This is a genomic window from Archangium sp., assembly GCF_045802675.1.
Lineage (GTDB): Bacteria > Myxococcota > Myxococcia > Myxococcales > Myxococcaceae > Archangium.
Genome location: NZ_JBJMQO010000019.1, coordinates 11,049 through 25,155, shown reverse-complemented (window position 1 = coordinate 25,155; position 14,107 = coordinate 11,049). Strand labels below are relative to the sequence as shown.

Below are 14,107 nucleotides of genomic sequence, written 5' to 3'. Positions count from 1 at the left end.
GGCTTCTTGCTCGGATGGTGTTTGCACCCGGATTCGTTGAGGCCGTGACAGGGGGCGGGAAGTTTGCTTTCTGCGGGCCTCCACTCGACTGGGGTCAAGCTTGGCTGATTCTCTGCGTCGTCGTTGGTTCGAGGCCTTCATCCGGGGAACGCTGACGCGTCCGTGGCGGGTGCTCCTCGCCTTCACGGTCCTGGCGCTCGGTGGCGCGCTGCTGTCCGGACGGCTGGAGTTCCGTGGCTCCTTCGTGGAGCTGCTGCCCAGCGAGGCGCGCGAGGTGAAGGACCTGACGCGCGTGGCGAAGAAGGCCGGCGGCGACGGCTACCTCGTGGTGCGCGCCCAGGGCGCCGCGCCCGAGCAGCTGCGCGCCTTCTCGGACGTGCTCGCGAAGAAGCTCGAGACGCTCCCCGAGGTGCGCTACGTGGAGCACCACTTCAACGTGGGCTTCTTCCAGGAACGCGGCCTGCTCCTGCTGCCCACGGAGAAGCTGCGCGCGCTGCGCCAGGACGTGGACGCCCGCCTGCGCTACGAGAAGCAGCAGGCGCTCGCGGTGGACCTGCTCGACGAGAAGGACGCGCCGCTGGACTTCGAGGGCATCGTCAAGAAGTACAGCCCGGACGCGCCCATGCGCGAGTACCTCGGCAGCGCCGACGGCTCCGAGGTGTACCTCATGGTGAAGCCGGGCGGCACCGCCGGCGATCTGGTGTTCGCGCAGAAGCTCGTGGACGACGTCAAGCACACCGCCGACGAGGTGGCCCAGGGCTGGCCCGGGGTGAAGCTGGACTACGCGGGTGCCTTCCAGGCGCGGCTCGAGGAGGACGGGGTGATGCGGCGCGACCTCACGCGCGCGGGCATCCTGTCGGCGGTGATGGCGGTGGCCATCATCCTGCTCGCCACGCGGCGGCTGTGGGCGCTCGCGGTGGTGGGCGTGCCCGTCATCTTCGGCGTGTCGCTCACGTTCGCCTTCGCGGAGCTGGCCATCGGCCACCTCAACGTCGTCACCGGCTTCCTGGTGGCCATCCTCATCGGCCTGGGCCTGGAGTACGGCATCCACCTGGCCATGCGCTACTGGGAGGAGCGGCGCGAGCACCCGGCCCCCGAGGCGCTATCCGAGGCCGTGCGTGGCACCTTCGCCGGCGCCCTCACCTCGGCGCTGACGAACGCGGCGGCCTTCTTCGTGCTCATGTTCGCCCAGTTCGAGGCCTTCAAGCAGTTCGGTCTGCTGGCCGGCGTGGGCGTCATCCTCGCCGTGCTGGTGGCCTACGGCATGGGCCCCGCGCTGCTCGTGCTCGCCGAGCGCCTGCGCCCGGGCCGCACGCCCGCCGCCGCCCATGCGCCCGAGGCCCCGGCCGGCACGGCGCAGCGCCTGCCTGGCCGGCGCATGCCCACGGCCGTCATCGTCGGCATCCTCCTGGCGGTGCTCGGCTTCGCGGGCTACTCGGTCTACGTGTCGCCGCGCGTGGGCTTCGAGACGAACATGCGCAAGCTCAAGGGCGACTCGCCCTCCGTGGCGCTCGATGACCACATCATCGAGCAGCTCGGCACGCCCCTCAACCCGGCCATCCTCCTGGTGGACGACCTGAAGCAGGCCCAGGTGGTGCAGCAGGTCATCTCCGAGGTGAAGGCGAAGCACGGCGCGGACTCCACCTTCAAGCAGTACGCGTCCCTCAATGATCTGCTCCCTCAGGACGTGCCGGCGCACCAGGAGCAGCTCGCCGCGCTGCGCGAGACGCTCAGCAAGTTGCCCGAGAGCGCCCGGAACGACCCGCGCGTGGCCACCGTGACGAAGATGCTGGAGGCCCAGCCGTACGGGCCCGACGAGCTGCCCAACGAGGTCCGCCGCCGCTTCGAGGCGCTCGACGGCAAGGGCATGTTCCTCCTGCTCTTCCCCTCGGTGTCCAACCACGACACCCGGGAGCTCGCCGCGTGGGCCTCGCAGATCGACGAGGTCATCGACGGCGCGAAGGCGAAGGGCGTGGACCTCGCGGTGTTGGACAGCAACCGGATCGCCGCCCGCATCTTCTCCATGGTGCGCGCGGATGGCCCCTTCATCCTCTGGTCCGCCGCGATCGTGGTCTTCCTGACCATCCTCATCAGCCTGCGCAGCTTCAAGCGCGCCTGCCTGGTGGCCGGCCCGCTGTTCCTGGGCATGCTCTGTCTGGCTGGTGGGATGTACCTCTTCGACGTGAAGCTCAACTTCATCAACGCCGTGGTGCTCCCCAACCTGCTCGCCATCGCCGTGGACAACTCGGTGCACCTCTTCCACCGCTATGAGGAAGAGGGCCCCGGTTCGCTCGGCCATGTCGTGCGGCACACGGGCCTGGCGGCGGTGGTGGCCACGCTGTCCAACGCGGCGGGCTACGGCGCACTGTTGATCTCCCATCACGCGGGGCTGCGATCGATCGGCCAGATTGCACTTCTGGGCGTCGTGTGCACCTTCCTGGGCACCACCGTCTTCTTTCCGGCCATGCTGGCGTTGATGGAGCGGTGGCAAGGCCGGAAGAAGGAGGGGGCTGTGGTGCAGAGCCTGGAGATCAGCGCGCCTGGCGAGCAGGCGGCAGCAGAGCCGGGGGAGCGTAAATCGGCGTGAACCCATGGACCTCGTACACCCGCGCTCGCGCGGATGCCCGGGACGTACACCTGCGAGGAGTCGACATCGTCATTGTCGTCTCCTGCTCACTGGCCACCCTGGCGCTGCTGGGGCCCGCGCGGTGGGCTCCCGGTTCCACGAGGTCCGCTGTTCACTTCGGCATCTTCGCGCTCGGGCCCCTGGTCCTGCGCACCCTCGAGTCCTACTTCCCCCGGCAGCGGCTGTTGGCCTTCGTGGCCTCCTTCTGGCTGCTGCCGGTGTTGAGCCTCAGCCATGAGCTGCTCAGCCCCCTGGTGACGGCCGTCACCCCGGTGCTGCGTGACGCCCAGCTCGCCGCCATGGATCAGCGGATGCTCGGCGCCCAGGCCTCGGTGGTGCTCGGGCACGTGGTGCCCCCCTGGCTCACCGATGTGCTGATGGTCTGCTACTACGGCCACTTCGTCTGGCCGCTGGCCTTCGGCGTCATGCTGTACTTCACCGGCCGCCGCGACGCCTTCGACGAGTACCTGCTCGGGCTCAGCCTCTTCTTCGCCTTCAACTACCTGTGCTACGCGCTGGTGCCCGCCATCGGCCCGCGCTACTTCCTCTTCCACGAGTTCTCCGGGCCGCTGCGCGGCGTGTGGGCCACGTCCTACCTGGACTCGGTGATGCGCATGCCGCCCTTCGCCCGGGACTGCTTCCCCTCGGGCCATACCGGCGGCGCGCTCCTGGTGCTCTCCTACGCCTTCCGCTTCGAGCGCCGCTTCTTCCGCGTCATGCTCCTGCCGGGCATCGGCCTCATCCTCGCCACCCTGGTGGGCCGCTTCCACTACGCCACGGACCTGATGTGCGCCGTCCCCCTGGTGATGGTGGTGATGGGGCTGGCCCTGGGGTGTACCCGCGCGGCCGCCCGGCGCGAGGCAGTGGCGCGTCCGGTGCGAATGGACGCTATCGTGCGCCCCTGAACAAGGGAGCGTACGCATGAGCAGGCCAATCCTCGCGGGCCGCGTGGCCCATCTCGGTACCACCGTCTTCTCCGAATTCAGCGCGCTCGCCCTGAAACACGGGGCGATGAACCTGGGGCAGGGCTTCCCCGACTTCGATGGCCCCGAGGCCGTCAAGGAGGCCGCCCGCAAGGCCATCACCGACGGCGTCAACCAGTACGCCCCCAGCACCGGCCTGAGAGACTTGCGCGTCGCCATCGCCGAGCAGGGCGCTCGCTTCCACGGGCACACCGGGATTGATCCGGACACCATGGTGACTGTCACCAGCGGTGCCACCGAGGCCATCCTCTGCGTGATGCTCGGCCTGGTGGACCCGGGCGACGAGGTGGTGGCCTTCGAGCCCTTCTACGACTCGTACGACGCCAACATCGGTTTCGTCGGGGCCAGGGCGCGCTATGTGCCGCTGCGTCCGCCGGATGCCTCGCACACCGCGTGGTGGTTCGATCGCGACGAGGTGCGAGCGGCCTTCGGCCCGAAGACGCGGCTGCTCATCCTCAACTCGCCCCACAACCCCACCGGCAAGGTGTTCACCCGCGAGGAGCTCGAGTTCCTGGGCGCCCTGTGCGCCGAGCACGAGGTGAAGGTGCTCTCGGACGAGGTGTACGAGCACATCGTCTTCGGCCCGGCCCGCCACGTGCGCCCCGCCACGGTGCCCTCGCTGGCGGACCGCACGGTGACGGTGAGCAGCGGCGGCAAGTCCTTCAGCCTCACCGGGTGGAAGATCGGGTGGATCATCGCTCCACCGGCCTTGCGTGACGCGGTGCAGCGCGCCCACCAGTTCGTGACGTTCGCCACGGCCTCGCCGCTGCAGGCGGCCATGGCGGCGGCGCTGCGGCTGCCGGACGCGTACTTCCAGGAGCTGAGCGCCCTGTACCTCTCCAAGCGAGAGCGGCTGCTCACGGGGCTCGCCGAGGCGGGACTCAAGGCGCACGTGCCCGAGGGCAGCTACTTCATCATGGCGGACATCGCCGGGCGGGGCTTCGCGGACGACGTGGCCTTCTGCCGCCACCTGGTGACGGAAGTGGGAGTAGCGGCCATCCCTCCGAGTGTTTTCTATGGTCCCGAGCACAAGGCCCTGGGGCAGGGGATGGCACGCTTCGCCTTCTGCAAAACGGAGGCGGTGTTGGATGAAGCAGTGCGTCGGTTGAAGGTGGGGCTCGCTCGGGGACGCTGACGTCTGGCCTCCGGGTGCCGGGCGGCTTGCGACCCCCCCACCCGGGTGCTACATCCCCGCGCCAACCATGCCCTCCTCTCGTACCCCGACCGAGTCCAAGAGGCTCTCCGCTCCTCGTACGAACCAGTCCGCCAAGAAGGCCGGCCGGTCCTCCACCCAGGCGTCGAACAAGGTGTCGAAGGCCAGCAAGCCCGCCAAGGCGGCGAAGAAGGCCGTGAAGGCCGCCACCAAGGCCGTGAAGTCCGCGGCCGTGAAGGCCGTGAAGGCCGCGGCCCCGGCCAAGAAGAACGTCGTGGTGCGCTCCTACGACGCGAACGCGGTGAAGGCGGTGGGCAAGGCCGCCGAGAAGTGGGCCCGGACGGACGTGGCCGCGGTGACGCAGAAGATGCCGCTGCGCCGCAAGACGTTCGTCACCGACTCGGGCATCCCCATCCCGGACCTGGTCACGCTCGCGGACCGCAAGACCGAGTCCCCGGATCGCCTCGGCCTGCCGGGCCAGTTCCCGTTCACCCGCGGCCCCCAGCCGACCATGTACCGCGGCCGCCTCTGGACGATGCGCCAGTTCGCCGGCTTCGGCACGCCCGAGGACACCAACAAGCGCTTCAAGTACCTCATCAGCCACGGCATGACGGGCCTGTCCACGGCCTTCGACATGCCCGCGCTCATGGGCTACGACTGCGACCACTCCATGAGCCGCGGCGAGGTGGGCAAGGAGGGCGTGAGCGTCTCCTCGCTGCGCGACTTCGAAATCCTCTTCGACGGGATTCAACTCGACAAGGTCACCACCTCGATGACCATCAATGCCAGCGCCATCGTCGCGCTGTGCATGTACATCGCGGTGGGTGAGAAGCAGGGCGTTCCGATGGCCAGGCTCGCGGGCACCATCCAGAACGACATGCTCAAGGAGTACATCGCGCAGAAGGAGTGGATCGTCGGTCCCCGGCCCGCGGTGCGGATCGTGACGGACATGATCGAGTTCTGCACGAAGCACATGCCCAAGTGGTACCCGGTGTCCGTCAGCGGCTACCACATCCGCGAGGCCGGAGCGACGGCGGTGCAGGAACTGGCCTTCACGCTCGCCGACGGCATCGGCTACGTCGAGGAGTGCGTCAAGCGCGGCCTGGACGTGGACGACGTGGCCCCGGGCCTGTCGTTCTTCTGGGACGTGCACAACGACTTCTTCGAGGAGGTCGCCAAGTTCCGCGCCGCCCGCCGCATCTGGGCGCACGTGATGCGCGACCGCTTCGGCGCGAAGAACCCGCGCTCCATGCAGCTCAAGACGCACGCGCAGACGGCCGGCGTGTCGCTCACCGCCCAGCAGCCCTACAACAACGTGGTGCGCACCGCGCTGCAGGCCTTCGCCGCGGTGCTCGGCGGCACCCAGTCGCTGCACACCAACTCGCTGGATGAGACGTACGCGCTGCCCACCGAGGAGTCGGTGACGATCGCGCTGCGCACCCAGCAGCTCATCGCCCACGAGTCCGGTGTGGACCGCGTGGTGGATCCGCTCGCCGGCAGCTACTACGTCGAGTACCTCACCGACGAGATGGAGAAGCGGGCGCTCGAGTACATCCGCCGCATCGACGAGATGGGCGGCATCATCCGCGCCGTCGAGGAGCAGTACCCGCAGAAGGAGATCGGCGAGAGCGCCTACCGCTACCAGCGCGAGGTGGAGCAGGGTGACCGGCTCATCGTCGGCCTGAACGCGTTCAAGTCGGACCGGGACGCGCCCATCGAGCTGCTGCACATCGACGAGAAGGTGCAGGAGGCGCAGATCGCCCGGGTGCAGCAGGTGAGGGCGGAGCGCAACCAGGCGGCGGTGGACGCGGCGCTGGCCAAGGTGGAGGCGGCGGCGCGCGGCACGGCCAACATGATGCCGCCGGTGCTCGAGGCCGTGAAGGCCTACGCCACGCTGGGAGAAATCTGCGACGTGTTCCGCAAGGTCTGGGGCGCGTACCGCGAGGGCGGCCTGTTCTAGAGCCCGCTCCGTGAGCTTCTTCGGCGAGCTGTACCTCCGCTCCACGCTGCCGTTCCTCTCCGAGGAGACGACGGCGAAGGAGGTGGCCTATCTCGCCAGGAGCTTCCAGGACCTGAAGGTGCCCGGGCCCGTGGTGGACCTGGGCTGTGGCCACGGCCGGCATGCCGCGCGCCTCAACGCCCAGGGCCCCCTGGCGGGCCGGGTCATCGGCCTGGAGCTCGACGCGCTCTCCCTGAAGGAGCGGCTCCCGGGCTTTCCGGCGGTGCGAGCGGACCTGCGCTCGCTCCCGTTCCGCACGGGCTCGCTGGCGGGGGCCTACGCTTGGTACTCGACGCTGTTCGTCTTCTCGGACGAGGAGCACGCGGCCCTGCTGCGCGAGGTGGCCCGCTGTCTCAAACCCGGGGGCCGGCTCGTGTTGCACACCGTGCCGTACGAGCGGCTGGCGTCCCAGCCGGAGGCCTCGTTCTCCACCCGGTTGCCGGACGGCGGCTTGCTGGAGGAGCAGAGCCGCTTCGACGCGGTGCGTGGTCGCGACGAGGCCACCAGGCGACTGACATTTCCGGATGGGCGCGTTCTTTCAGGGCGATATGCCATCCGTTACTATCCCCTTGCGGATTTGATGCAACTGTTGGAATTCACGGGATTTTCGATGTGCTGGGTGCATGGTGGGCTGGAGGGGGAGCAGCCGTCCGGCACATCAACGGATCTCATCGTGGGAGCAGAGCTGCGACATGGCTGAGAAGAAGCTGCGAATTCTGGTGGCCAAGCCAGGCCTGGATGGTCACGACCGCGGAGCGAAGATCATCGCGAGGGCCTTGCGCGACGCGGGCATGGAGGTCATCTACACGGGGTTGCACCAGACGCCCGAGATGATCGTCAACGCCGCCATCCAGGAGGACGTCGACGCGATCGGCATGTCCATCATGTCGGGAGCGCACATGACGCTCTTCCCGGCGGTGATTGAACTGCTGAAGAAGAGCAACGCGATCGACATCGCGGTGTTCGGCGGAGGCATCATCCCGGACGACGACATCCCCAAGCTCAAGAACCTGGGGGTGACGGAGATCTTCACCCCCGGAAGCTCGACGCAGGACATCGTCCAGTGGATCCGAACCCACATCGAGGCCCGCGCATGAGCGGGCTCGGCAGGCTGCCAGAGCGGGTCGACGTCTATGAGGTCGGCCCTCGCGACGGCCTGCAGAACGAGCTGCGCACGCTCCCCACGCGCGACAAGGCCCGGCTCGTCGAGGCCCTCATCGCCGCGGGGGAGAAGCGCATCGAAGTCACGTCCTTCGTGTCTCCGAAGTGGATTCCGCAGCTCGCGGACGCCGAGGAGCTGCTGCGCCTGGTGGGGCGGCGCGAGGGCGTGACGTTCTCCGCGCTGGTGCCCAACCTCAAGGGGCTCTCGCGCGCCAAGGAGGCGGGCCTGGAGGAGGCCGCGGTCTTCATCTCCGCGTCCGAGGCCCACTCGAAGAAGAACATCAACAAGAGCATCGCCGAGGCCGTGGCCGAGGCCCGGCAGACCACCGAGGCCGCGCTCGAGGCGGGGTTGCGCGTGCGCGGCTACCTGTCCACCGTGTGGGGCTGCCCCTACGAGGGCGAGGTGCCCGTGTCGCGCGTGGTGGAGATCAGCCGCGCGCTCGTGGACGCCGGCATCTACCAGCTCAGCCTGGGTGACACCATCGGCGTGGGCACGCCCCGGCAGACGGACACCATCCTCTCCGCGCTGCTCGAGCACCTCCCCGTGGAGAAGCTCGCGCTGCACCTGCACGACACGCGCGGCACGGCGCTGGCCAACACGCTGGTGGGCCTGCAGCTGGGCGTGACGACGTACGATGCCAGCATCGGCGGACTCGGCGGCTGCCCCTACGCCCCGGGCGCCGCGGGCAACCTGGCCACCGAGGACCTCGTCTACATGCTCCACGGCATGGGCGTGCAGACGGGCATCAACCTGGACAAGCTCGTCGAGGCGGGCATGGTGGCCCAGGAGCTCATCGGCCGGAAGCTGGCGGGCAAGTTCCTCCAGGCGGCCCTGGGCGAGCGCGAGAAGAAGGCGAGCCGCCGGGCTCGAACCTGAGCCGCGTCACCCGGAAGCGGGGGAGCACGGTGTAGCCCGTGCTCCCGCTCCGCTGCGTCCTTCCTACCGCACCACCGCCGGCACCACGATGGACGCCGAGGAGTGCGTCCCGGCCGGCACCGTCATCCCCGAGGGCTCCTGACGCGAGGTGTCCGGCGTCTGGGGCTTCGTCTCGGTCGAGGTGTCGGCGCTCGCCGGCGCGCTGCCGCCCGTGTTCTCGGGCTGCGCGGATACGGCGGGCTGGGACTCCACCGCGGGGGCCGGAGCCTGCTGCGCGGCCACGGCGGGCTGCTCGGTGGCGGCGGCCGGGGTCTGCTGCGCGGCCACGGCGGGCTGCTCCGGGGCAGGGGCGGGCGTGGCGGCGGCCGGAGCGGCGACGGACGCGGGCTTCGCGGCCACGGCCGGGGCCTGCTGCTCGAGCCCGGGCGGCATGCGGCGCGGCGGAACGACGAGCGGCGGCGGCACGGGGCAGCGGGTGCAGGGGCCACGCAGCGGCACCGCCAGCACCTGGCCGAGCCGCAGGAAGGTGTTGCGCATCCGGTTGGCCTTCTTGATGCCGTTGATGCTGGAGCCGTAGCGCAGCGCGATGCCGCCGAGCGTGTCGCCCGAGCGCACCCGGTGCATCTGGATGTTCTTGTCCGGCTGCAGCGCGAGCAGCGGAGCGATGCGCCGGCCCAGCTCCTGGGCGCGCGGGTTGAAGAAGCGCACGTGGAAGTGGTCGCGGTGGCCACGCGCGTGCTTGATGAGCCCCTTGGGCCCGGCGTTGAAGAGCGAGTCCAGCCACTCCTTGCTCTCGCCCTGGCGCAGCGCGTAGTCGTACAGGACCTTCTGCACGCGCTTGTCCACGAGGATCATCTGCACGTCGGTGTGCGTGGCGAGCGACTTGAGCAGGGCCCAGTTCAGCTCGAGGTCGATGTACCTCTCGCGCTCGCGGGCGCGGATCGGATCCACGGTGGGGTAGTAGAAGCCCAGGTCCACGTCCCGGCCGTTCTGGTGGCTCTTGTGCGGGCGCAGGAAGCCGCCCTCGCGGGAGCTGATCTGATTCACGCGGAGCGGGGGCGCCTTCGGGTACGCGGCCCGCACCTCGCGGATGGCCGTGAGGACGTAGTCCACCGTCTCCTGGGTGCCATAGGCCAGCTCGGGCGACACCACGATCCAGTCATCCCCCTGAGGGACCCGGACCGAGTTCACCATCCGCCCACTCTCGACGAAGCCCACGGAGATGGAGCCGAGGGTGGTGGGCTGCTTCTTCCACAGCTCCGTCAGCTTCTCGTCCGACAGCTCCGAGGTGTACAGCGGACCGTTGGGCACGGCGTCCGTGCTCGCCTGGGCCTCGTTGGCCTCGCCCTCGTCCGCGTCGTCGGCGCCCGGCTCATCTTCGCCCCCGGCCTCCTCCTCGCTCTCGGTGTCGGCGGCGGCTTGGGCGACCGCGTCATTGTGCTCCGCCACCTGCGCCACGGTTTCCGGAAGCGCGGGTGAGGCCGTGGCCTCCTGCGAGGCGGCCGGCGATGACGCGGGCTGCGCGGCGGCCACGGCGGGCGACGAGGCCTCCTGTGACATCGCCGTCACCTTCGACGGGGAGACAGAGGGAACCACGTGCGCGGTGCAGCCTGCGCACAGCAACAGGATGATCCAAGATGTAGAACGCACTCGGCGCGGAGCATGACCCGAAATTCCTCCAGGCAAAAGTAAAGCGTCTGGGCTGCCTGGGACTCCTGGCAGGCGGGCCGGACGGACTTGACGCGTGGGGCAGGGCGCGTCCTACCCGCCATGGCACGCCTCGGGCGCCGATTTCCAAGTCAAACCGCGCACTTCGCGCTTCCGGCGAACGCGGCTACGCGATTCCCCGCACGGGCCCGGATGTCGTGGCGCGTCATGCGCGGGCGGTTGACCGGGGCGGTCGGAGCGGGGGAAGTACCCGGACCTTTTCATCTCCCCACTCAGGACATGACCCCTCTGCGAACAATCTCGAGATTCCTCGGCGCACTGCTGCTCACCGCGGGAGCACTTCACTCGCCCGACTCACGGGCCGCGCAGGTCCCCGTGGCCAACGCGGGCTTCGAGGCGCTGGCCTCCTCGGGGCAGCCCACGGGCTGGACCGCGACGGGCGGAGGCAAGGTGGCCTCCAGCACGGACGGCAAGGCCGAGGGCGCGCGCGGGCTCGTCATCGAGAACCCGGCCAGCGGCGCGGAAACGACCGTGCGGTCCGAGCCCGTGAAGCTCCAGGTGGGCCGCCTCTACCGCCTGAGCGCGTGGGTGCGCACCCGCGGCGTGCGGGCGGATCCCCAGGCGCGCTACCCCACGGCCATCGGCGCATGCCTGTCCATGAAGAGCTTCCCCTTCACCAACTGCTCGCCCACGCAGGGCGCGGACGCGGACGGGCGCGTCTCGGTGCTCTTCTTCGCCATTCAGGGCTCGGATGCCGTGCAGGTGCACCTGGGCCGCAACGGCAAGGCCACCGGCTCCGTCTGGGTGGATGACGTGCGCGTGGAGGAGGTGGACGACATCACCGCGTACATCCCCATGGAGTCCGTGCGCTGGGCCGGCAAGGGCTTCCGCTACGACGATGGCGGGTGGAAGTACATCCACATCGAGGGCGAGCCCTACGAGCGCGGCCAGCAGTACGGCGAGCTCGTGGCCGAGGACGTCGTCCGCTACATGGAGAAGCTCGGCACGCTGAAGAACCGCCAGGACGTGGTCAATGGCTGGTCCCAGGTGCGGCTGCTCGCGGACTCGCTCTTCCTGCGCAAGTACGACGCCGAGTTCCTCGAGGAGATGAAGGGCATCGCCGACGGCGTCAACAAGGCCGGCGTGAAGTTCAAGGACCGCGAGTTGGATCTGCTGGACGTGGTGGCGCTCAACTCGGCGGTGGACCTGGGGCAGCTCGAGGACGCCAACCGCGTGCGCTCCACGCCGCTCTCCGGGCGCACCTTCCTCAAGGCCGAGGACGAGACGGCCCGCGCGGGCGAGGGCGACCACTGCTCGTCCTTCGTCGCCACGAAGTCCGCCACCCGTGATGGCCAGTTCATCATGGCGCAGATCTTCATGTGGAACGGCTACACCGGCGTGCACTGGGACGTGATGCTCGACGTGCAGCCCACCAAGGGCCACCGCTTCGTCATGCAGACGTTCCCGGGCGGCATCCACAGCGGCGCCGACTGGTTCATCAACGACGCGGGCATCGTCATCGGCGAGACGACCGTGGGCCAGACGCCCTTCAATCCCGATGGCACGCCCCAGAGCAACCGCATCCGCAAGGCCGCCCAGTACGCCTCCACCATCGACGAGGTGCAGCGCATCCTCCAGGACCGCAACAACGGCCTCTACACCAACGACTGGACGCTCGCGGACGCCAAGACGGGCGAGGGCGCCTGCCTCACGCTCGGCACCCAGAAGACGAAGCTGTGGCGCACCGGCGCGCAGGGCAAGCCCGCGGAGACTCCGGGCAACCTCAAGGACTTCATCTGGGCCAACAACAACAACCGCGACCTCGAGGTGCGCAAGGAATACATCTCCAACCCGCAGAACGCCCCGGTGGACCTGGCCTTCAATACCTGGAACCGCGACATCGCCTTCCAGAAGTACTTCGAGGAGCACGGCAAGGGCGGCATCGACCTGGACAACGCCATCCGCATGATGGCCTCCAGCCCCATCAACCGGCCCCACGCCTGCGACGGGAAGATCACCACCGCCGACATGGCCAGACAGCTCATGTTCCTCGCGCACTACGGCAAGACGACCCTGCGCGAGAAGATGGTCGGCGGCCGGTGGATCCAGGACCTCCCCGGCGCCACTGCGCACCTGACGCTCGGCTACACCACCTTCAGCCCCATCTTCGTCGCGGACAAGCTCAAGGCGGTCCACGCCAAGGCGCTCGAGAAGGAGGAGAAGGCCGCCGCGGCGAAGCGTGACACCACCAAGGTGAAGGAGGCCCTCGGCTTCGACAAGAAGCTGCTGTGGGCCAACACCGTGTTCCCCGCCACCGATGGCGACAACTGGCTCGTGAGCGGCACGGCCGCCTACTGGAACCTGCTCAACAAGCTGCCGGACCCGGCGGACAAGGCCTTCGAGCAGCAGCGCGACTCGCTCGCCGAGCTCAATACCCGCTACCTGTACCTCACCTCGCGCGAGGAGGACGTGGTGCCCGTGGCCGCGCGCACCTCGTACGGCCGCTACGGCACCTACACCATTCCCCGCATCAAGGGCACCTACGTGCTGCACCAGCTCCGGCTGCTGCTCGGCAACAAGGCCTTCTCCAAGGTCATGACCACCGTCCACGAGCGCTACGCCAACAAGAACATCACCACGGCGGACTTCGTGCGCACCGCCTCGGAGGCCGCGGGCAGGGACCTCAAGCCCTTCGTCTCGCAGTGGGTGGAGCGCGGCGGCCTGCCCGAGCCTCGCATCCAGGCCAGCTCCACCCAGGCCAAGGACGGCTATGACGTGACGCTGAAGGTGGAGCAGGGCGGCAAGCCCTACCACTTCGTCTCCAGCGTGGAGCTCGTGTCCGCCAAGGGCTCGAGCCTGGAGCGCGTGGAGGTGAAGGGCGCGAGCGAGACCTTCTCCTTCCACACCGCCGAGAAGCCCGTGCGCGTGGTGTTCAACCCGTCCAACGACATCCCCGTGCCGCGCGAGCACTTCCAGGTGCTCTCCAACGTGATGGATGACTTCACCCAGCTGCTCTTCGTCCACGGCACCGCCCGCGGCGTGGAGGCGGACCGCACGCTCACCCTGGCCTTCCGCGAGGTGGTGGCGGATGCCTTCACGGATCAGCTCGCCCCCCTCGAGCCCGACTCCGAGGTGACGGATGAGGAGCTGGCGAGCCGCGATCTGTTCGTGCTCGGCGGCGCCGAGGACAACGGGCTGGTGGCGCGGCTGGCGGCGGAGAAGAAGCTGCCGGTGGAGATCGGCCGCCGCTACTTCCGCTGGCAGGGCAAGACGTATGGGCGCTCGGATGACGGGCTGGCGGTGGCGCTGCCCAACCCGTGGAACCCGAAGCGCAACCTCTACCTCTACCTGGCCAACAGCGGGCCGCAGCTCTGGCACATGACGCGCTCGTTCATGCCGGGTCAGCTCCAGGGCTGGGCGCTCTATCGAGGCGGCGAGGTGAGCACCAAGGGCTACCACGGCCTCGACGCGCTCTCGGTGGAGCTGAAGGAGTCCCCGGCTCCCGAGGTCAAGCCGCTCAGCTCCACGGCCGGCTCGAACTGAAGCAGGGCAGGGGAGACGGGTTCAAATCCTGTCTCCCCGACCGCGAAGGGGCCGCGCGCGTCCGACGCTCGCGGCCCCTCTCCGAGTCCCAGGCGTG

Annotated in this window: 9 protein-coding genes; 8 read left to right on the top strand and 1 reads right to left on the bottom strand. The window is 69.1% G+C overall.

Annotation, left to right across the window (positions count from 1 at the left end; translation table 11 throughout):
- Positions 1 to 100 precede the first annotated feature (100 nt).
- From ACJ8AN_RS04365 to ACJ8AN_RS04335, 7 genes are all read left to right on the top strand, one after another.
- A complete protein-coding gene (locus ACJ8AN_RS04365; RefSeq protein WP_407753946.1) occupies positions 101 to 2,587 on the top strand; it encodes an efflux RND transporter permease subunit in 2,487 nt (828 codons plus the stop codon).
- Positions 2,584 to 3,531: a phosphatase PAP2 family protein gene (locus ACJ8AN_RS04360; RefSeq protein WP_407753945.1), complete on the top strand. Its 948-nt coding sequence runs from the start codon at positions 2,584 to 2,586 to the stop codon at positions 3,529 to 3,531. The genes ACJ8AN_RS04365 and ACJ8AN_RS04360 overlap by 4 nt, the downstream gene beginning before the upstream one ends.
- Before the next feature lie 16 nt (positions 3,532 to 3,547).
- Positions 3,548 to 4,744 carry an aminotransferase class I/II-fold pyridoxal phosphate-dependent enzyme gene (locus ACJ8AN_RS04355; protein ID WP_407753944.1) on the top strand — a complete coding sequence of 399 codons (1,197 nt, stop codon included), beginning with the start codon at positions 3,548 to 3,550 and terminating at the stop codon, positions 4,742 to 4,744.
- Positions 4,745 to 4,811: 67 nt separating this feature from the next.
- Positions 4,812 to 6,722, top strand: a complete 1,911-nt coding sequence (locus ACJ8AN_RS04350; RefSeq protein ID WP_407753943.1) for a methylmalonyl-CoA mutase — start codon at positions 4,812 to 4,814, stop codon at positions 6,720 to 6,722.
- A gap of 10 nt (positions 6,723 to 6,732) precedes the next feature.
- Positions 6,733 to 7,461 (top strand): class I SAM-dependent methyltransferase, encoded by a 729-nt coding sequence (locus tag ACJ8AN_RS04345; protein ID WP_407753942.1) that lies wholly within the window; start codon positions 6,733 to 6,735, stop codon positions 7,459 to 7,461.
- On the top strand, positions 7,454 to 7,858 hold the full coding sequence (locus ACJ8AN_RS04340; protein WP_407753941.1) for a cobalamin B12-binding domain-containing protein: 405 nt from the start codon (positions 7,454 to 7,456) through the stop codon (positions 7,856 to 7,858). The genes ACJ8AN_RS04345 and ACJ8AN_RS04340 overlap by 8 nt, the downstream gene beginning before the upstream one ends.
- Positions 7,855 to 8,799 (top strand): hydroxymethylglutaryl-CoA lyase, encoded by a 945-nt coding sequence (locus ACJ8AN_RS04335; protein ID WP_407753940.1) that lies wholly within the window; start codon positions 7,855 to 7,857, stop codon positions 8,797 to 8,799. Before ACJ8AN_RS04340 ends, ACJ8AN_RS04335 begins: the two co-directional genes overlap by 4 nt.
- 63 nt (positions 8,800 to 8,862) lie before the next feature.
- Here the strand turns inward: ACJ8AN_RS04335 and ACJ8AN_RS04330 are convergent, their stop codons facing one another.
- On the bottom strand, positions 8,863 to 10,359 hold the full coding sequence (locus tag ACJ8AN_RS04330) for a penicillin-insensitive murein endopeptidase (RefSeq protein ID WP_407753939.1): 1,497 nt from the start codon (positions 10,357 to 10,359) through the stop codon (positions 8,863 to 8,865).
- A gap of 483 nt (positions 10,360 to 10,842) precedes the next feature.
- Between ACJ8AN_RS04330 and ACJ8AN_RS04325 the strand changes: the two genes are divergently transcribed.
- On the top strand, positions 10,843 to 14,010 hold the full coding sequence (locus ACJ8AN_RS04325; RefSeq protein WP_407753938.1) for a C45 family autoproteolytic acyltransferase/hydolase: 3,168 nt from the start codon (positions 10,843 to 10,845) through the stop codon (positions 14,008 to 14,010).
- The last annotated feature ends 97 nt before the right edge of the window (positions 14,011 to 14,107 follow it).

Bases quoted from the DNA above. Each gene is read 5' to 3' on its own strand.
- ACJ8AN_RS04355 (WP_407753944.1), top strand. From the start codon at position 3,548: ATGAGCAGGCCAATCCTCGCGGGCCGCGTGGCCCATCTCGGTACCACC.
- ACJ8AN_RS04350 (WP_407753943.1), top strand. From the start codon at position 4,812: ATGCCCTCCTCTCGTACCCCGACCGAGTCCAAGAGGCTCTCCGCTCCT.
- ACJ8AN_RS04340 (WP_407753941.1), top strand. From the start codon at position 7,454: ATGGCTGAGAAGAAGCTGCGAATTCTGGTGGCCAAGCCAGGCCTGGAT.
- ACJ8AN_RS04335 (WP_407753940.1), top strand. From the start codon at position 7,855: ATGAGCGGGCTCGGCAGGCTGCCAGAGCGGGTCGACGTCTATGAGGTC.
- ACJ8AN_RS04330 (WP_407753939.1), bottom strand. From the start codon at position 10,359: ATGTCACAGGAGGCCTCGTCGCCCGCCGTGGCCGCCGCGCAGCCCGCG.